This window comes from Emticicia fontis (assembly GCF_054779675.1).
In genome coordinates this window covers 39391-58643 of the sequence record NZ_BAAGXU010000046.1, presented here as the reverse complement: position 1 = coordinate 58643, position 19253 = coordinate 39391, and the positions used below count along the sequence as shown (strand labels likewise).

Genomic DNA, 19253 nt, shown 5'->3' with positions numbered 1-19253 from the left:
CCCCGAAAGATTGCGTGAAATTCGAATCATGAATTCGAGCAGACACAACTTAATACACGCCCTGACCTCACAGTATTGGTACATACAGCCGGATACTGCTTTAGCATTATTGCCCACTGTGGTAAATGTTTTACAAGGCGGAAAGGCACATCTTGACGACGAGGATAACAACAGCGAAGATCGCCGGAAACGTAAAGAAGGACGTGTATTAAGTTTCATGAAAGCCAATTCGCAGGCTGCTGTACCTTACGAAGTACCAGACGCAAATTATTACTCTAATCCTCCTTTTCGGGTGGGTAATGTGGGTGTAATACCTGTGTTTGGTACTATTATGCAGTATGATAGCTGCTATGCCGCTGGCACTAAAACGATCATGGCCTGGTACGAACAGATGCTTAACGACCCTGAAATTGTTGGGGTGGTTGAGCTGTGTAGTTCGGGTGGTGGCTCAGTGTTGGGTACCAGTGAATTAGCTAACTACAAGCTAAGATTCAAAGCTGAAAAGCCTATTGTGAGCCTTTGCGAAGGCCTGATGTGTTCGGCGATGTATTTCATAGGCTGTGCCTCTGATTACATTTACGCTACCTCTCAATCGATCATTGTCGGCAGCATTGGCGTAATGACAACTTACGTCAGCTGGAAAAAATACTACGAGAAAATTGGGGTGACGGTGGAAGAAGTCTATTCGGAAACCTCCCCCAAAAAGAATCACGCTCACCGACTTGCTGCCAAGGGCGATTATTCAGGATACGAAAAGGGTATTCTTTTCGACCTTGATGAGTCGTTTATGGATTTTGCTAAATCACAACGCCCGGACATTAGTCCAGATGCCCTTGAGGGTGCAGATTACACTGCCAAAAAAGCTATGGCCAATGGCCTGATAGATGCCATAGGTGACCTGAACGACGCAGTCGCGAAGGTTCAAGAACTTGCCAATTCCAAACAATCAAATAGTACAATCAACCAATCAAAAACGAGTATGAAGAAATTTTTTCAGTCGATTGCGACTGCAATTGGCTTTACAGTAGCCGAAAAGGCCGATAAAACCGAACACTCGGATGAGGAATTCGGCGCAGCTGTAGCCGGAGGAATCGCCGAGAAAATCAACGGCTTTTCTCAGGAGCTAACAACGATGAAAGCCGACTATGATGCCAAAATCGAAGCCTTTAAAAAAGACCTGGGCGAAGAAAAAGCTGCCCACGCTGAAACCAAGAAAAAGCTAGGTGACCTAGAGGCAAAAGTACCAGGTGCAACCACTACCACAACACAACAAAAAGAGACAGACAAGCCACAAGAACAGAGCAGTCAATTGACTGAAATTGTGTAACACCAGTCTTTTTTAACCTAAATCCACGCAACCTTTAAATTTTTATAAATCCACATGGCACTAACCAATGCCTTAAACGTAGCTGGCTTACTGGCTTTTGCTGGCCAGTATGCCCCTACGATAATCAAAAGTTTACTACAGGAGCTAGAAGTTAACCGTCATTTTTCGATTGACACAGCTGTAACTAATAGTAAACGTTATCCGAAAATGACCATCGGCAATTTATTAGGGCCTTACACGGGTGCTAAAGATACCAATGGTGGTGAAATCGTCTTCAGTGATCGTGAGTTAATGGTAGATGTTGGTCAGGCAACAATGGCTATTGATCCTGAAATTATGCGAAGAACATTTTTGGGTGTAAACTCAAAAATCACGGATGGCAAAGTGAAGTATGAAGAAGCCTTCATTACCTATTATCTGGAAAAAATCTTCCAGCAATTCAACTCTGAAACATTCTGGAAGGGGGACAAAGCTCTTGCGGACAATCCAGGTAATAGAAGTAAACGCATGATGGACGGTCTGGAAAAAGACCTTTTAGCTGCCATCACAGCTACTCTTATTGCACCAGTAACGACAGCCGCTTGGTCTGGCGGTTCTGGCTGGAATGCCGGCATGACAGATGGTAACGTAATTCAAGGTTTTGAAGCTGTATGGATGGCTTTACGCGCACCTTACCGCAAAAACAATTCCCGTATTTTCTGCTCTGAGGCTGTCTTCAAACTGTATTGCGATCAGTACAATCGTCGCTACAACCGTAAAGTAGAGTTCATTGACCAATCAAAAACCGAAATGGAAATGGACGGTACAAGCGGCAAGGCAATCATTACGAAGGCGTACTGGCTTGGTTCATCGTCTCGTATCCTTGCTGTGAATAACGGAGCGATTCAGGTAGGTACTGATAAGCCTGATTTTATTTCTGAACTAGATATTCAGAAAGACGGATTCAACTACTGGTATGGTAGCAAATTCGTAGCAGGGGTGCGTATTATTGATCCTGAAGCAATGTCTGTTAACTCCCTTGCATAACCTAAATCCACACAACCCGGGGAGCTAACAACTCCCCACATTTTTTAAACAATCATGACAGCAGAAGAAATTGCAGCCTTGCAGAAAGAATTAGCGGATGCCAAGGCCGAAAAAGAACAAGCTGATAAAGTAGCCGAAACTTTAGCTGAACAGCTAAAAGTTGCTACTGAAAAAGCTACCGCCGCTACACAAACTACCAAAACCCTAACCGTAGATAAAACAAAATACAAAATTGTTTACCCAGAGGTACAGGTTGAGGGCACTATTTACACAGCTGAAAAGATTTCAGAGCTTAAATCTACGGATGAAAAGCAAGCGGAATTGATTAAGCACCTGATTGATGCCCAGGTATTGATAGAGACTAAATAATTCACGCACCTTTTAACCTTTTTTATAATAAAATGGCAGATGTTAAACCGAATCCGAAGAAGCTCAAAAGAAACACCGTGAAAACAGGTGAAACGGGCTACCTGGATTTTATCTGGATTGCGCTGACTGAAGACTTATCAACTTTTCCTACAAAGACCGTATTGACCCCAACTTTAACCTATTCTGCTTATGCTACCGCCACTGGTGGTTTCGGAACAGATGCCAAGTGGACAAAAGTTGAGTGTAGGAAGAATACTGTTAAGCTTGAGTGCAAACCTACTGGTACGCTAAAAGACTCCAGCGCCGTGACTACGCGTGTAATGTTTGAATTAGACGCGTCTGATGCCTCAACAGGTTTCCGTGAGATGTACAAGCGTGCTGAGGTTCAAATTGTGCTACCAAAAGCGGATGGAAATCTGATTTGGGTAGGTCGTAAAGAATCACCAGCTGGTATGGGAGAATTTACGGATGAGGAGTCAATCGAAAAATCGTCTGATGCATTTGTATTTGAATGTAGTCCATTCTCTTACTTATATCTCCCATCGGGCACAACAATCACCCCTGTCGTAGAACCATAATAATGGCAAGAGCACTTAAACAGCTTCCTGGAGAAGCCAATGAACCAGTAGTAAAATTGATTCCTGAAGTAGCAGAGAAATACAAATTGCGCACTCAGTTAGAGTCAAACGAGATACAAATTGCAGGGGTTCCGGGTGGTGTAATTAACCTGAACACCATCTCCCTTGCAGAGATTGAAAACTTTGGAGGTCTTACCGCCATATTGGAGGAAAACACCCCCGAAGAGTTATCCTGAACAGCTTTGCTGAACGAGTACCCAAAAGCCAGATTGTAGCAATGCAACTGGCTTTTTTTGAATCACACAATTTAAAATTTAACAATCATGGCAGAAGTAAAGCCAAATCCAAAAAAATTAAAACGCGATGGTAGTAAAACCTCCGATACTGGCTGGTTAGATGCTATCTGGATTGCATTTGATGACTTCACTACTACTCCGGTTCCGTCTCCTTTGACTTCAGGTCTAAGTTATGCAGATTACGATAAGGCAACTGGTGTATTTAATCCAAATGTATTAGCTATCAATGACATTCCTAATCCGGGTGATGTGCAACTTGCACCTCTTTTTCAACCTGTGACCTGTGTAAAAAACAGCATAAAAACCAGTGCGAAGCCCCTTAATAATCTAACTGAATCGACCGCAGTAGAAACGACTCTATCGTTTACTATCGATAGTGAGGTAGAGGCATTAGGTTTCAGAGAAATGTTCAAAAGAGCTGAGGTACATATTGTTTTAGTGAAACCTGATGGTAGACACGTTTGGTTTGGCAGACAATTATCAGGCGGGCAATTAGAAGATTTTACTGATGAATCTGGAATTGAAAAGTCGGTTAATGAAATGGTGTTTAAGTTTTCAAGATATAAACCATGCTATCTTGAAACACCATTAAACCCATGGATCAATGCATTCAATTAACAACTGGATACAGCACGAGGGTAGCTATCAGGAAGGGGTACAGCTATATGAACAGCTAGGTCTGAATAAGACCTGGCTAAAAACGTTTCAGGCCCTTGGTGAAACGGAGTTTACCTATAACCAGCTACGAAAGGAGCTATCGACCTACCTTGCAGGGGTTAAGGTACCTACTCAGGTACCTGCCCAGGTAGGTAGTAAGCAGGTGGTACCCCCTTCTGACCTACCTACGGCACCCCAGCCGATACTGGATGCCGTAGCTCTCAGGAAACAACTGTATGCATTAGTAAACCGGGAGCATGAGCGTTTAGTAGCCCATGTGGAAGAGCAACCGCAATTTTACGGCAAGTTATCAGGTGAAATCAAACTTCGCGAGATGGTGAAGCTGATGGATAAACTATTTACGAATGGTGCAGCTGTACCCTTTAACCTGATTGCCATTACTGCCAATCGCCATAAAAATGAAGGGGGTGAAATACTGGATTTGAGGGAGGTATACCAGGCTAAATATCGACCTAAGTTTGAGGCCGCAGCGCATTCGAATTTTGATAGAGTACCTGTTAATACCACTGCCTCAGGCAAGTTTATCAATCCCTTAGAAAATCGGTACAGACGTATTTTTCTCCCTGAAACCTCGGAGATAAAAAACGTCGATTTAGTTCTCATTACTCACTTCAACTGGCGGAGGGTTATCTACTAATGCAACAGGAAGAAATCAAAAAAACGGCATTCAGGATAAAGGAAAACTGGGAGCAGATTGCCCATCTGTGGGAGATTACGAAGTATTACGATAATACCGGAAAGGTATTGGAAAAACAGCAGCCGGTTAAGTTAGAACTGAAAGCTGGAGAAAGCCTTTTTAAGCGTTTACAGACACTCAGGACTTATCTAACGCCTTCGTACCTTAACCGCATACCGGAACGCCGCAGGGCAATATTTGAGGCCGAAAAAAGGGCTGAATTAGTACACGTACAAAAATTGATAGATGAACAAGAGGACGAGTTTGTTCAGGTTTGATGATATAAAAGCCAAACCCGAAGAAAATAACAATGCAATTACTGAAGCTTTTGAACTCGACAGCGCTACGCCTGACGGCATAGCTGCTATTGTCAGTTTATTACACGAATCAAACCTTGTTTCCTTTATCACCGAGGGCAAATGGTCAGTTCACCAGCTCATAGTTAAAGTATTTCAGGAATACGGTAAAGGTCAATTATCATTCTGCACGTGGGGGTTATCTGAACCACCCTTAAGGGCAATTCATACACTCAAGCAAGTAGGCCTTATTACTCGTCTGGAGGCTGTGCTGGACTGGCGCATCCGGGAACGGCAGCCTAATGCCTATCAGTATTTTGAGGGCATGGCTGATGCCTATGGCTTCGCAAAATCGCACGCTAAGGGGTATATGATAGCGACTAAAACCGAAAAGTTTACCATCCTGATCACCGCGAACCTGAATCGGAATACTAAAAACGAATTCGGGTGCATCATGCGTAGTGAAAACACCTACAACCTATACCACACATGGATACAAAAACACTTACAGCAGAAGAACGAAACGAAGTAGCTGGCTTTGCAGCTGCATTTATGACCAAGGAAGAAATCTTATTAATTACAGGCCTGGACGATTGTCAGGAGATTGACGACGTGATGGTAGTAGAGCAGCTGAAGCAAATAGCCAGGATAAGAAATATTATTTTCGGTTTGGCCGAAAACAAAAGCGCTGATGCCCTTAAACAGGCGCTCAAAATCATTGATTCAGCAAACATGGCAAAAGTATGAAAGGACTAACAGCAGACGAACAGAGCAAATTCAGGGGGCTTGTGGTGAAGGTACTGGAGGGAGAAAAATTCGAAATGACACCGCAACAGACCAGGCACATAGCTATTATTAATTTCATCAAAGACCTGAAGGATAGAAGAAAGACCAGAAAGGATGTAATTGATGCATTGATAGCGGATTTTAAAAAGTTTGGCATAGCTAGCCATACAGTAGCTTATATCTATTATCATGAATTCATTAACCTGTATGACCAAACGAGCCTTTTTGAGCAAAAAGAAATGCTTATGTCCATACAGGCCGAAAACATTCTGGAAGATAGAGCCAGGGAGCTGACTAAGAAAGATCCGGACGGGAAGATCTTAGCGCAACATAACCGGAATATGAATGCCCTATTGCTACTCTATCCTAAAACACCGCCTATTGATTACAGTAAGGTTGTTTTGCCTGACCTGTTTTTCTCATTTGACCCGGCATCATTGAATACTCCAGTGGAATTGGATGAGAAAAAGCTTCAGAAGAAATTGAAGAAGTATCATGAGCATGGTAAAAAACACCTATCCACCAAACTAAATGCAATTGCCACAGATGCAGAATTTGAAGAAATTACATAATAACAAGCCACAGCAGCGGGCAAACGTTATTATAGCAAAAATTATGTTGTGCCTATTTGGCCGTAGAACAGGTAAAACATCGGGTGTTGGTGTAACAAAGCAGGTTACCTTTATGAAAGAAATGCCTAAGAGCCGTATGTTTTGGGGCAATCCTTCTTATACCAACTTATACCGAAATACGCTTCCTGAAATCCTGAATAACTTACAGAACCGTTTTAAGCTCACAGAGGGGGTACACTTCGTTTTTAGAGAGAAGCCACCGCAAGGCTTTGAACGTGCTTACAGACCATCCACAGATTATAAAAACACCCTATTCCTAGCCAATGGTAGTGAGTGCAACTTCTTTTCGTTAAACTTCAATGTGATTAACAACGGTGATGCCGTTGATGCCGGGATATTAGACGAAACCCGATTTATGAGCCAGGAAATAGTAAATAACCTTTTGCTTTGTCTATCGGGCACACACCATTCTTTTTCTAAAAATCCCTATCACAAATCTTTGTTGATGATGACCGATATGCCAACCCACGAGGACGGCGACTGGCTTTTCGATTATGAGGAGAATATGGATGAGGAAATTATTCAGGATATTATTGAATGTCACCACTTTTGGCAACAATATAGAGTTAAGTTGAAAGAAGATCTTTCTCCCTCGTATCGATACGAGATAGAGAAGAAAGTAGCCTTTTATCAGGAACATTTGTGTAAATTATCTAACCTTACCACCGCTGTGATTAAGGCATCTACCTTAGATAATATACACGTGCTGGGGTTCGATACGATTGATAACTATATGAAGTTATTCGATACAGCTGAGTTCTCCCGCTCAGTACTCAATGAGCGCCAGGGCAAGACTAAGGAGAACTTCTACTTTGATTTGAGTGAGCAGGTGCATGGCTATACAGCCCCTAAGACCAGCTTTATATCTAACCTAGCCGTACTCGATGGGGAGCAGGATTGTAGATGGGATGCTGATATAGACCCTAAGCTTAACCTTAAATTAGGCTTCGACTGGAATAGTGCTATTACTTCATTGAACATAAGTCAGCTGGATATGAAGAAGATGGAGTTTAATTTCAAGAAAAGTCTGTATGTTGAGAAGCCTTTGAAACGTAAGCACCTGATACAGAAGTTTGCTAGATATTTTGGCCCATTGAAAGGTAAGATAGAGATTGATTTCTACTATGATGCTACAGCTACCTTTACAGATGCTGATAAAACGGTTGATGAAAGTTATGCATATAAGACATTAGAAGAATTACAGGCCTTTGGGTTTAAGGTTAATATGTTTTTCATCGAAAAACAGGTATCGCATAAGTGGATATTTGAGCGTTGGGGTGAGTTATTGAGGGGTGAATTAGGTATAAGGTTTGGCTACAATCTAGACAATTGTAGTGAGTGGGCATACGCTTGTAGCCGTACCAAGACTAAGACCCGTATATTAGAGAACGGTAGACGTAAGTTAGAAAAGGATAAGGGAAGTGAGCATATTAATTCAAAGATCAAACCTATCCATGCCACACACATTACTGAAGCAGGGGACACATTGCTCAAAGGGGTGCTTCTCATAGACCTGCAATTTAGTGAGGATAACATAGAAACCGAATATATGCAGGCAATCGTTTCCTAGTAGCTGTTTGCCGCCTTATATGCCAAAAATAGACACCCATCCGTGTCTATTTTTTTTGTGCCCCTCACATATCAGCAGGTTTTTCTATGCAATTGCATACAGAGGTTAGGGCGTGCCACGTCATCAACTCTAACCCATCACAACGCACATTTGTAAAAAAAATGTGCTAATGTGCTGATTTAGAGATAATTAATTTTCAAAAAAAGTGTAAATATTTCTGATTAATATTTGGTAGTATGGAGGATTTTTCGTAATTTAATGGTGTGATAATCAAGCAGTTATCACACAAAAATAACAATATCTATAAAATTCAAATTCTTACAAAATGAATCGAAATCAGCAGATTTTCGAGGAAGTAACCGCGCGTTTTACTGCCTCGTTGGAAAAAAACATTGTACCTTGGCGTCAAAATTGGGGCTTTGTTGAACTTCCTAAAAACTACTTTAGCGGCCACACTTACAGCGGCATTAATTCTCTAATCATGTTAGGCACGGAATATGAAACCCCGTACTTTGCCACCTTTGAACAAATAGAAAAAGCAGGGGGTAGGGTAAAGAGCGGTTCTAAAGCTGATAAGGTATATTTTTCTAAAGTACTGTATTATTTGAACGGCCAGCCAATTGAATTTTCTAACATTAAAAACTTAAGCGTAATCGATCAAAATGACGTTAAAAGGGTTTTTTATTGGAAATACTTTTGTGTTTTCAATATGCAATACGTAAAAGGTATTGATATAAAACAACCTGCAAAGATTTGGGAGAAAAACGAAAGCATTCAGGAATGCGAGTTTTTTCTAAATTCTTTGAATAATAAGCCTAATTTGAAAGTAAAATTATCTGATACCGCTTCTTATAATAAGGCAAAAGATTTAATAACTATGCCTAAAATTCAGCAATTTTTATCATCAGAAGATTACTATGCAACCCTTTTTCATGAATTAGTGCATGGTACTGGGCACACATCGAGATTGAAACGCCCTACTTTGATGGAGGTTGAAAAGTTTGGAGATAAAAATTACTCTAAAGAGGAATTAGTAGCTGAAATAGGCAGTTCGTTTTTATGCAATTTCTTTGGTATTAATACGCCAGTACTGGACGAAAACCAAGAGGCATACGTAAAAGGATGGTTAAAAGCCTTGAAAGAAGATGTTAAACTGATATTTGAAGCGGCCACCGAAGCACAAAAAGCATTTAATTTTTTAATCGGGCAAGAGCCAATCTACTCAAAAAATATCCAAAAAAGTGACGAGTAAATTTTGTAAATCCAGTTAATTTTTGTATTTTTAATAGCTGATAATCAGCAACTTATCTATTTTTTAATATCTATAAAATTCAAAAAAATCATGAAAAATCAATTAAACGGCACAGGCAGAAACGGCCAATCTACAAAAGTTGTACCTCTAAATGGTGAAACAAAACCAACCCCCGAAGCATTGCAGACCCCCGAACCACAGGGGGCAACATTCGGCCCAGAGGCTTTAGAAGCCCTACGTAATGAGGAACTTTTAAAAAGTAAACTCAAAAAAATTGAAGAATTGCACAAATTGCAAAAAGGATACCAAGGTTTAGAAGGCACTTTAATGAACTTGGAAAATTTTAAATTTGGAGCAGAAAACACCAGTTACACTACTTATTCAATTGTGATTACTGACAGCGAGAGGAATAAATTTGAAACCTCTAACAAGTTTTTATGTGAAGAGTTGAGCAATCATTTATTAATTCTGATTAAGAATAAGATGAAAGAAGAAAGTAAGAAAATTGCAGATTTTGCAATTGGTAGCTTTTAAATAAGGCTGTTTTAGGTTTTACCCCTGCATTAGGTTGTAGGGGTATTTTTATGCCCGGACTACTTTCTTTTCCCCAAAAGAAAGTAGCAAAGAAAAACCCACCCCCCCACTATGGCCTTTTCAAAGGATAGTTTCTTGTTAATGAACTTTACAGATTCGGCATAAAAAAAAACGATAGAAAAGCTTTCCCATCGTTTTCCGATATTAATATCTATAAAATTCAAAACCTTACGGCCTTGAATCATTATCACAAATATACAATTAAACTAACTTAAATCAAATCTATATTGCTTCTTTTTTGTCCTTCTGTTATTATAATTACTACGATAATTTCGCTCACTGACAATTTCAAAATCCACACGTCGTGAGTAAAAAAAATGAGATATTAATAAGCGAACACGCTGAATTCGCTTACTCGTTAAATTCAGGAATGATCTTCGCCCTGAGTGATTCGGCAGCTAAGCATTTAAATAAAGCTTTCAACGTAAAGGAAGCCGATAAGGTAAAGCCGACTGGTGTCCAGGAAAAACCTTTGATGGCTACCCAGTTCGCGAAATGGGGTGATAATAACCTTTGGCCGCAGGACACAAAAGAGCTAATCAAGCAATCCTTTGTACTTAAAACAGGTTTTAAAAAACGATTCAACCAGGTGTACGCGGGTGGACTTGTTACGAAAGTATGGGAAATTGACGGCGATGGGAAAGAAGTACTGGTTAAAAAACGCGTACCTGAATTTCAGGAATTCCTGAAACGAAATAGCTACGGGCATACCTACACTATGCAGGTAATACGCGATTTATTGAGGTTCTACATCGCATTCCCTGAATTTGTAACATCGGTTGATAAGTCTCAGATCCTGATGCTTAAGGCTCAAAAAGCTACACAGTGCCGCCTTTCTCTCCAGAACACTGAGGGTATTGTAGAGAATTGTTTTGTAAATCCGGATTGGGCAAAAATCAGAAATGTGGACAGCCCGGAAGTCAAAAAAATTCCGGTTGTAGAAGATGATTATTTTGCATTTGAGCGAATGAAACAAGCTAAAGGCTTCAATTTCATCTATCCGCTTGTTCATGCAGCTGACGAAGGTTACTATCCGGATCCTGACTGGTTAAGTACTGATTTGTATGATCACATCGATATTTCAACAAGCTGGGCAAAGTTTGTGAAACACCTGATGCAAAATGCTGCCATCATTAATTATGTGGTAAATATCAAAGACTGGTATTGGGAACACCGTTTCGGCTCAGAAAACTGGAATAAGTTAAAACCAGATGAAAAGGCAGCAAAGCGTAAAGCAGAAATAGAAGGCATCAACAAAAACATTACTGGCATAGAAAAAGTCGGAAAAATGCTATTGGTTGATGTAAAGACGAAATTGGCCGGAGCGATGCGTAACGTATCAGTTGGTAATATCGAAGATAGTTCGGCTGCCTTTGAAGTAAAGGTTCTGGAGCAGCCTAAAACCGATCAGACTTTTCTCGAGGCCTACAATTCAGCTAACCGTTCCATACAGCACGCCATAGGCCTTGATTCTTCCGCATATGGCCCTTTATCAGGAGAAGGCGATAAAGGAGGCTCAGATAAACAACAGGGCTATAATATCTCTCTGATTTCTGATCAGTACATACGTGAATTAGTACTCAAAGCACCCCGGTTTATCCGCGATTACAACGGATGGAGTCAGGAGGTAGAGATAGAGTTTGATCTACCAGTGATGCAGACTTCTGCCGCCATTAGCCCAGCAAAACGTAATATCCAACCTTCAGATAAATAAAACAATGACAGATCAAAATTTAGGTTTAAAGGCTCTATTTGATTTATCAAAATCTATTGATGAATTCGCTATTGCATGCCAACATAATCCATTTATTCACCAGTTATTACATACTGTAACAAAAGAGTTAGGTGAAATACCACAAGAGTTGGGAGCAGTGCCAAGAGAGACGGGTTTCATACCCTTGATTATTGCCGATGACAAGCCATTCCCTTTAAAAAAGGAAAACACAAAAAAACTTTTGGAATCATATCCAGAAGAATTACCAACTGAGATACGACTCAAAAGGCCTGTAAGCTTCGATTGGAAACAAAAAATGAATGCAATTCAAAGAAAAGCGATAAAACATGGCTGAATTAACCTACACAGAGGAAGAACTAAAAAAGTTTTCACGCTCAAATAATAGCTTGACGATTGAAGAGCTGGAGGGATTTTTTGAAAGCGCTACCGAGCAATTTATCATACCTTTTTTATCTGAAGAGTTTACAGAAACTATCCTGGATGGTTCTGAGGATGATGCGAAGGTAGTTAAACTTTTCAAGCAGGCCGTTATCAATTTTGGCTTATATCTCTATTCTCAGGATGCCGCTATTACTATCGGCAGCAAAGGGATTTATGAGTTTTCAAATACTGATAGTGGACAGGGAAAAGCTTCCCTGGCTAACATTGCCCGGTATGAGCAAAACAAACTGAAAACCGGACACGCGAAGCTAGAGCTTCTATTATCCTATCTGGAGAAATCAGAAAGTTTTGAAGTTTGGAATGAAAATGCCGGAGACAGTTATAAAGAATTCCTGATTAAGTCGGTGCAGGAGTTTCAGAAGCACGTGAATATCCGGGAGCGTAGAACTGTGTTCCTGGCATTGCGTCCGGGCATGAGATTAGCTACTCATACAAACATTATTCCGGCCATTACTGAGGCCTTATATGAGGCTATAATAGCCAATCCGGACGAGGAAAAGTATAAGATCCTGATCAATCGTTTCCTTAATCCGGCACTAGCCAATTTCGCCCTTTCTTATACCATTTTCGAAATTGCCGTAATGATTGGCCTAGAGGATACAGTAGCCGTTTTTGATAACAGTAGTAGCACTTTTCTTACGCAAAAACACAAAACTGCCCCTGAAAGTCTGATATCAGGAATAGCTGTGCAAAAGGCTACAATCGGGCAAACATTTCTGGATCAATGCCTACAATTTATCCTGGATAATCCGGACGATTATCCTGAGTATCCACACCCCGCAGAGGCGAATAGCGAAGTCTATCAGAATGACGAAGATTCGAGGGTTTTCTATACCGGAGGATTTATTTAGTGTCCTTCTGCACTCCTAAAAAATGTAGGAATTTAGCTACCGCTTAATTATTAACGTTTGAATTTTTAACCTGAAACACAAACCACTAAATTCTTAAAACTATGTAACCGCTATGGACGAATTTAATGAGTGGATTATTGAAGACAAGTATCTAATCCGCTTCCCGGCTAACATCAATTCTTTAAGCCCTAAGCAATTCCGGAAAGTTCTTCAGCTGTACTATCAGGATCATTCTGCATTCGTATTCCGGATGTACGTCTTTTTCTCCATAGCTCAGGTGAATCTGAAAACCCGGGCCTGGTTTGTCTGGCATCTGAGTATCAAACGATTTCTGTCTTATATACTTCCCGTAAGGTATAAGGTTTTCAGAGACGGCGACATGGAGAACGTAATTATGCTTTTCACCGATTTTCTAATCGAAAAGAAAGGCGAAGAAGCGGAACTCCTGGCTAAGCAGCTGATTCCTGTAATCAAGCTTCCGGTATTCAGGTTTTTAGGCAAATACAGCCCGAAATTCACAATCAAAGGTCATTCAGATTATTACGAATCTATGACATTTGAAAACTATCGGGATTCAGAAAAAGCCTTCACTGCCTGTAATTTGAAAGAACCCGGTGCATTCGATGAGCTGATCAGGGCCCTGTACAAAAGCCGCAGGAAAATTGAGGATTGGCAATTAGCCTTTGTGCCTGAGTCTATCAAACGAGGTGTGTATTTTGAATACAACGATATCCGCGAATACTGGAAGCGCTCATACGAGGCAGTATTCGATAAGGAAGATTCAAAAGAAGCTTCACTTGATGAAATTACAAGCGATGATATTGTAGAAAATATGCAAGTCTGGATGCATTACATAGCCGATGAAAAACCGACGAACTATGAGGCAGTCAACAAGCAACCTGTTTACAATATCCTTTTCGCCTGGAACGAAATCCGCAAAAAACAGAAACTTGAAAAGGAATACTACGACAATCTGAAACGAAATTCATGAGCAAGGAAGAGGTAATAAACTATCTGGAGTTAATAGCTACCAAGCATAAAAGTATCAGGCATAACCCTGATACGGCACAGAAATTCGGCTATTTCGAAGATTTAGATACTGAAGCCATGAAAAAGCTTAAGATCCGTCAATTCTGTATGCTTCCTTATCAACAAGTAATGCAGGTTCGGATTTCTGATAACGGAAAAGAGCAATACTTTGCTAACCTGGTAGTGCATTTCGAAGTTTCAAAAGCTATCCCTAATGCTGAAGACTACAAATCCATCAAACAAGCTCAGATCGATGCCTACAAAATTTGTGAAAGCATCTGGCGCAAAATGCTACACGACGAGCGCGATATGTTACATATCTTCCAGCGCAAGCAAGTACGTTTCGACAGCGCCTGGAGCTTTAATGATGTAGAGGGAGGTTATGAGAATATGGCAGGCTGTGACATGAAATTCACGCTCAAATGGCAGGTAGCAGGTATTGACGATGAATATGATATATCTAACGATTTTGACAATTAACAACCATGCAACTATTGCTGAAAAGAGAAGTCCACCCATCCCGCACAATCGGCAAATTATATGAAGTGGTGAACGGGAAAAACATTTTCCTGATGTATACCCTAGAGCGGCCAGTAGGTTCAAATCGCACAAAGCTCGACGCTATTCCGTATGGGATTTACGAAATACAAATGACACTTTCAGCCAGTTTTTCAGGAATGAAAGCTTATAAGGCATTAGGGGGCTTAGTACCGCTTTTAATGAACGTGGTAGATCGTTCCGGTATTCGTATCCACATTGCCAATCTGGTGCAGGAATTACAGGGCTGTATTGCGGTTGGTATGAAACGAACGGCATACGGAGCAATCCTGAATAGTAAGGATGCCTACACACTTCTACACGCCAAACTTCTTAAAGCCTGGGAAGCTAAAGAACCAATTAAAATCACAATCGAATGAAACATTTGCTCAATTGCCTTGGCAGATTCATTGCCGGCATTCTATTGCTGATTTTCTTCTTTTACTCCCTTACCTCATGTAAAACAATTCAGGTAATACGGGAGATCAGAACCGATATCCGAGCCGTAAAGACTCAAATCAGCCGTTTAGACAGTACTTATCGCTACAACCAGACAATCATTATTCAATATGAAAAAGACAAAGCACAGGCTAAATTTGGCACTATGCCTACTGATAGCTTGCTTCAATACATTCGCTCAAACCCCTGACGAAATCATTGTCAAGCGCACTGATCTGGAGCGTTGTGCCTTGTACAAACGCACTAACGAGTTATTGGAGCGAGAAATCAAATTTAATGCAGTAGCTATCCAGACGGAAAAAGATTCGGCCACAGCCAGAGAAACCCGGCTGAATGAAAAAATCACCTTTCTGGAAACTAAAAAACAGGCCTTACAATCTGATTTTGACGATCTGAAGGAGGTGAAACATAACTGGCAGGTAGTAGCCTTGAGCGCAATTATTGCTTTATTACTGTTAATCGGCTTCATGATTTTCAAATCCAGATTAGCAAGGTTTCTGCCTTTCCTGATAGCGTTTGCCAGCATTGCTCAGGCACAAGGCCCGGACTATAAGCCGCCCGTTAGTATCAATAAGCAAAAGGGTGTGATACAAACGATTGTGCTGGATTCTACTGCCAACAAATTTGGTATTGAATCGGCAAACGATAAGCACACAATTAAAATCAAGCCTTATTCCTGGTCTAATATTATCAGCATACCCACTAATATTCTCTATGGTTCGGGTACTAATTATTATTTATCAAAATTTTCAGGCCCCTATTCCCAGATTCAAAGCCAGGTATATGATAATGGTACGAGTGTCGGGATAGGTACAGCTGTCCCCAGTTCTGTAAACAAACTTGAAATTGCTGGCACAACTCATTCAACCAGTATTAGGGGTGGTTCGTTGAGTTCCTATGTTCAGCTTCAGAATTATTTCGGAACTTCGCCCAGGATCAATACCAGCGGCACATCATTAGATATTGCCTTTGGTTCTAACCTGTACTTTTATAGTACTGGCGACCTTCAGCGGATGAGGCTGGATGCCACAGGCCTAAAAATTGGCACTGGTTCAGCAAGTTCTACATTAGATATAGCCGGAACAGGAAATATTTCAGGCGATTTTACTTTCGGAAGTAATGCTAATATTGCTACCGCCCCTACTTCCGGCAATCATGCTACGAATAAGACCTATGTAGACACGAAGCAATCAGGCGATGGTGATTTAACAGCTTTAGCTGCTCTTTCAGGTACAGGAGTTGCTAAACGAACAGGTACCAATACCTGGACCGTAGGTGCAATAGGTTTTAGTGATGTAACTAACTTACAAAGTACATTCGATACAAAGGCAGATACCTCGGGCATACGAGGTTTGACCAGTTATGTGCCTGTTTTCATCGGAACCCGACAAATAAGGGCTGGAAGTATATATGATAACGGTACTCGTATAGGGTTAGGAACAAATAGTCCTGGTTATAGACTTGATGTCGCTGGCGATGTAAGAGTTAATGGAGGCTCTGCAATGCGGTTTTGGCGTTCTGACAATGCTACTCAAGGTTTATTTATTGTTGCTAATTCAGCTAATAATTTTATAACGGCTAGCAATGGGGGAATAATTATCAACACTTCAACCGGAACGGGAAATAGCATAAATTTTGATTCGGGAGAACATATAGGTTTTAGAGATGCAATAGGGAATTATTTCATAAGAGTTTTATCTACGGGTAATGTTGGTATTGGGGTTTCATCTCCTACCTCTAAACTTGATGTGAATGGCACCGGGCACTTTGTGCAAAATGTTACATTCGATGCTAATGCCATAATCGCTACTGCACCAAGCGCTGGCACTCATGCCGCAAATAAAACCTACGTAGATACCAAACAGCCCCTTGACGCTGATTTAACAGCAATTTCTGCCCTTTCAGGAACAGGTGTTGCAAAACGTACCGGAACGGATACGTGGTCAGTAGGAGCTTTAATTATAAGCGATGTAACGAGCCTACAATCTTCATTAGATGCTAAACAGGCAATTGACGCTGATTTAACAGCAATTTCTGCCCTTTCAGGAACAGGTGTTCCTAGGCGCACAGGAACAGATACCTGGTCTGTAAGTCCCTTGATTATTAGCGATGTAACGAGCCTACAATCTTCTTTAGATGCTAAACAAAATGCTGATGGTGATTTAACGGCCATTTCTGGCCTTTCAGGAACAGGCGTTCCTAAACGTACTGGTGTTGATACCTGGGCATTAGGCACGGTTAATATTTCTGATGTTGCTAGCCTTCAGGCGGCTTTAGATGCAAAACTTGATACTTCGGCCACACGTGGTACTACTAATTATTTATCCAAATTTTCGGCTACCAGACAAATCCGCAATAGCCAGATTTTCGACAATGGTACCAGTGTTGGTATTAATACGAATATACCTGATTCCGGTTATAAGCTCGACGTGAATGGCACAGTAAAGTCGACCGGATTCAATATCGGTGGAGCATCTTCGTATGGATTAGATATTGCTATGTATCCGATTGCGCAAAACATGGCTCAAATTTCTACATCCGCCAATACACTTCAGACATTCGCGTTTCAAAATTTTTTATGGAATTATGTGAGTGGAATGTCTGTAGTTCAGCGGATGAAGCTTGATGCCACAGGCCTTAAAATCGGCACTGGTTCGGCCGCCTATGCGCTAGATGTGACAGGTACAGGAAACTTCTCAACCAGTGCCGCTACTCCTAAAATTTTAGGCTCAGGCAGTGCGCCTACGATCAGCGCCGGAACAGGCGCCGGAACAAGCCCAACGGTTTCGATTTCAGGTACAGATGTAGCCGGAGCAATTACGATTACGGCAGGAACTAGCCCTGTAAGCGCGGGCGATGTAGTAACAGTTACTTTTAATTCAGCCTATGCAAATGCCCCTTATATTACCTTTGTAGAGGCTTCAGACGCTAGTTATGATGTTACCAATATGGTTTCAACAACGACACCAGCTAATAGTTTTTATCTAACTGCAATAGGCACAGGTTCTTTCAAATTAAAAATGAAAACAAACCGGGCATTAATTGCAGGTCAGGCTTATGTAATTCATTATCACGTTTTAGGTCGAATTTAATTTTTTATACCACACACAATCCACACAAAATGAAAATCATTTTTTTGTTCAAAAAACTAGGGTTTGTTTTCCTGGAAGCTTTTACCAATCCAAACAACTACATTTTTTCAGGAGTCTTAGTGATCTTACAGGTATGTCTGAAATGCCTGGCACAATTCGTCCTGTCTTTTGTTGAAGCATACATTTTTTCTGACTGGAGTTATGCTGTTTCTCTGTCGGTGGCCGTCTTTCTTGACACCTTTCTGGCCATATATCTTTCGCTAACGAATAAGCCCCGGACATTTGATTTTAAGGTTCTATATAAAGGCTTATTAGATAAGATAGTGATCTATCCTATCATTATTGCAGGTCTGCATCTCATTACCAAGGCAAAGTTTGACCAGGTCCATTTTACCTTTCTTGATTTTGTATACATCGTAGGATCCGGTGTTTTGCTGAGTTACGAGGTAGGTTCTATTCTTACCAAGGCCCGGACAAAATTCCCTTTTGTAGCCGTCATTATTGAAAAATTCAACTTTGGCCGAAAGAAATTTCTGGAAGACGCTCAGGAAACCCCGATAAAATAAGCACCTACGGGTGCTTTTTTTGTCCTTCGCCCTATGTAATTCATCCTATTAATTCGTAGAATGAAAACACCTGAACAGATGCGCCGTGATCTGATAGATTACGTGCAGGAATCCGCAGACAGAGTTCCGCCCATCGTTGGAAAAAAGATTGGTAGATACGTAAAGAAATTCACAGATAATACCCGGCAGAACGTATCTGTTCAGGTTTCCGAAACGGGTGACATTATCAAAATGGATTTCAGTTACCGCGATTCGCTCCGATTTAAAGACATGGGCGCAGGTAGAGGCTTTAAAAAAGGCCGTTCGATCTCGGCTACTGCCACCATCGGCCGCAGACCTGTGAAGATGACAAACAGACCAATACACGCACAAATTAACCGCTTATTAGAAACAGTCGATGGTGCAATCGCTGATTTTGCTGTAAGCGAAACCATACCCACACAACTACAAAATTTAGATTGAG

24 protein-coding genes are annotated in these 19253 nt (G+C 41.0%); all 24 read left to right on the top strand.

Translation table 11 applies throughout. The features are described from left to right. The first annotated feature begins 28 nt into the window (after positions 1–28). Positions 29–1327, top strand: coding sequence for a Clp protease/crotonase-like domain-containing protein (locus tag ACYVFA_RS19915; protein WP_460473610.1), 1299 nt, complete (start codon positions 29–31; stop codon positions 1325–1327). A gap of 54 nt (positions 1328–1381) precedes the next feature. Then, positions 1382–2353 (top strand): hypothetical protein, encoded by a 972-nt coding sequence (locus ACYVFA_RS19910; RefSeq protein WP_460473609.1) that lies wholly within the window; start codon positions 1382–1384, stop codon positions 2351–2353. Between the two features lie 54 nt (positions 2354–2407). Then, positions 2408–2722, top strand: a complete 315-nt coding sequence (locus ACYVFA_RS19905; RefSeq protein WP_460473608.1) for a hypothetical protein — start codon at positions 2408–2410, stop codon at positions 2720–2722. Between the two features lie 32 nt (positions 2723–2754). Further along, positions 2755–3300 carry a hypothetical protein gene (locus ACYVFA_RS19900; RefSeq protein ID WP_460473607.1) on the top strand — a complete coding sequence of 182 codons (546 nt, stop codon included), beginning with the start codon at positions 2755–2757 and terminating at the stop codon, positions 3298–3300. Positions 3301–3302: 2 nt separating this feature from the next. Then, the gene (locus ACYVFA_RS19895; protein ID WP_460473606.1) at positions 3303–3536 is read left to right on the top strand and encodes a hypothetical protein; all 234 of its coding nucleotides are present in this window, start codon (positions 3303–3305) and stop codon (positions 3534–3536) included. Positions 3537–3623: 87 nt separating this feature from the next. After that, a complete protein-coding gene (locus ACYVFA_RS19890; protein WP_460473605.1) occupies positions 3624–4214 on the top strand; it encodes a hypothetical protein in 591 nt (196 codons plus the stop codon). Next, complete coding sequence (locus tag ACYVFA_RS19885; protein WP_460473604.1) at positions 4201–4911, top strand: hypothetical protein; 711 nt, start codon at positions 4201–4203, stop codon at positions 4909–4911. The genes ACYVFA_RS19890 and ACYVFA_RS19885 overlap by 14 nt, the downstream gene beginning before the upstream one ends. Next, entirely contained in the window at positions 4911–5228 is a 318-nt protein-coding gene (locus tag ACYVFA_RS19880; RefSeq protein WP_460473603.1) for a hypothetical protein, read from the top strand. The genes ACYVFA_RS19885 and ACYVFA_RS19880 overlap by 1 nt, the downstream gene beginning before the upstream one ends. Next, on the top strand, positions 5197–5778 hold the full coding sequence (locus ACYVFA_RS19875; RefSeq protein ID WP_460473602.1) for a hypothetical protein: 582 nt from the start codon (positions 5197–5199) through the stop codon (positions 5776–5778). The genes ACYVFA_RS19880 and ACYVFA_RS19875 overlap by 32 nt, the downstream gene beginning before the upstream one ends. Next, positions 5736–5993: a hypothetical protein gene (locus ACYVFA_RS19870; protein ID WP_460473601.1), complete on the top strand. Its 258-nt coding sequence runs from the start codon at positions 5736–5738 to the stop codon at positions 5991–5993. Before ACYVFA_RS19875 ends, ACYVFA_RS19870 begins: the two co-directional genes overlap by 43 nt. After that, on the top strand, positions 5990–6604 hold the full coding sequence (locus tag ACYVFA_RS19865) for a hypothetical protein (protein WP_460473600.1): 615 nt from the start codon (positions 5990–5992) through the stop codon (positions 6602–6604). The genes ACYVFA_RS19870 and ACYVFA_RS19865 overlap by 4 nt, the downstream gene beginning before the upstream one ends. Before the next feature lie 43 nt (positions 6605–6647). Continuing rightward, entirely contained in the window at positions 6648–8234 is a 1587-nt protein-coding gene (locus ACYVFA_RS19860) for a hypothetical protein (RefSeq protein WP_460473599.1), read from the top strand. Between the two features lie 325 nt (positions 8235–8559). Then, on the top strand, positions 8560–9486 hold the full coding sequence (locus ACYVFA_RS19855) for an ArdC family protein (protein ID WP_460473598.1): 927 nt from the start codon (positions 8560–8562) through the stop codon (positions 9484–9486). 90 nt (positions 9487–9576) lie between these two features. After that, positions 9577–10020, top strand: a complete 444-nt coding sequence (locus ACYVFA_RS19850; protein WP_460473597.1) for a hypothetical protein — start codon at positions 9577–9579, stop codon at positions 10018–10020. Positions 10021–10384: 364 nt separating this feature from the next. After that, on the top strand, positions 10385–11794 hold the full coding sequence (locus ACYVFA_RS19845; protein WP_460473596.1) for a hypothetical protein: 1410 nt from the start codon (positions 10385–10387) through the stop codon (positions 11792–11794). 4 nt (positions 11795–11798) lie between these two features. Further along, positions 11799–12149: a hypothetical protein gene (locus ACYVFA_RS19840; RefSeq protein WP_460473595.1), complete on the top strand. Its 351-nt coding sequence runs from the start codon at positions 11799–11801 to the stop codon at positions 12147–12149. Beyond that, positions 12142–13107, top strand: coding sequence for a DUF6712 family protein (locus ACYVFA_RS19835; RefSeq protein WP_460473594.1), 966 nt, complete (start codon positions 12142–12144; stop codon positions 13105–13107). Before ACYVFA_RS19840 ends, ACYVFA_RS19835 begins: the two co-directional genes overlap by 8 nt. A gap of 112 nt (positions 13108–13219) precedes the next feature. Beyond that, positions 13220–14098 (top strand): hypothetical protein, encoded by an 879-nt coding sequence (locus tag ACYVFA_RS19830; protein WP_460473593.1) that lies wholly within the window; start codon positions 13220–13222, stop codon positions 14096–14098. After that, a complete protein-coding gene (locus ACYVFA_RS19825; RefSeq protein ID WP_460473592.1) occupies positions 14095–14616 on the top strand; it encodes a hypothetical protein in 522 nt (173 codons plus the stop codon). The genes ACYVFA_RS19830 and ACYVFA_RS19825 overlap by 4 nt, the downstream gene beginning before the upstream one ends. Before the next feature lie 5 nt (positions 14617–14621). Then, positions 14622–15053: a DUF5675 family protein gene (locus ACYVFA_RS19820; RefSeq protein ID WP_460473591.1), complete on the top strand. Its 432-nt coding sequence runs from the start codon at positions 14622–14624 to the stop codon at positions 15051–15053. Continuing rightward, complete coding sequence (locus ACYVFA_RS19815) at positions 15050–15322, top strand: hypothetical protein (RefSeq protein WP_460473590.1); 273 nt, start codon at positions 15050–15052, stop codon at positions 15320–15322. The genes ACYVFA_RS19820 and ACYVFA_RS19815 overlap by 4 nt, the downstream gene beginning before the upstream one ends. Then, a complete protein-coding gene (locus tag ACYVFA_RS19810) occupies positions 15270–18224 on the top strand; it encodes a hypothetical protein (protein WP_460473589.1) in 2955 nt (984 codons plus the stop codon). Before ACYVFA_RS19815 ends, ACYVFA_RS19810 begins: the two co-directional genes overlap by 53 nt. A gap of 29 nt (positions 18225–18253) precedes the next feature. Next, a complete protein-coding gene (locus ACYVFA_RS19805) occupies positions 18254–18790 on the top strand; it encodes a hypothetical protein (RefSeq protein WP_460473588.1) in 537 nt (178 codons plus the stop codon). Between the two features lie 60 nt (positions 18791–18850). Beyond that, entirely contained in the window at positions 18851–19252 is a 402-nt protein-coding gene (locus tag ACYVFA_RS19800) for a hypothetical protein (RefSeq protein WP_460473587.1), read from the top strand. Position 19253 lies beyond the last annotated feature (1 nt).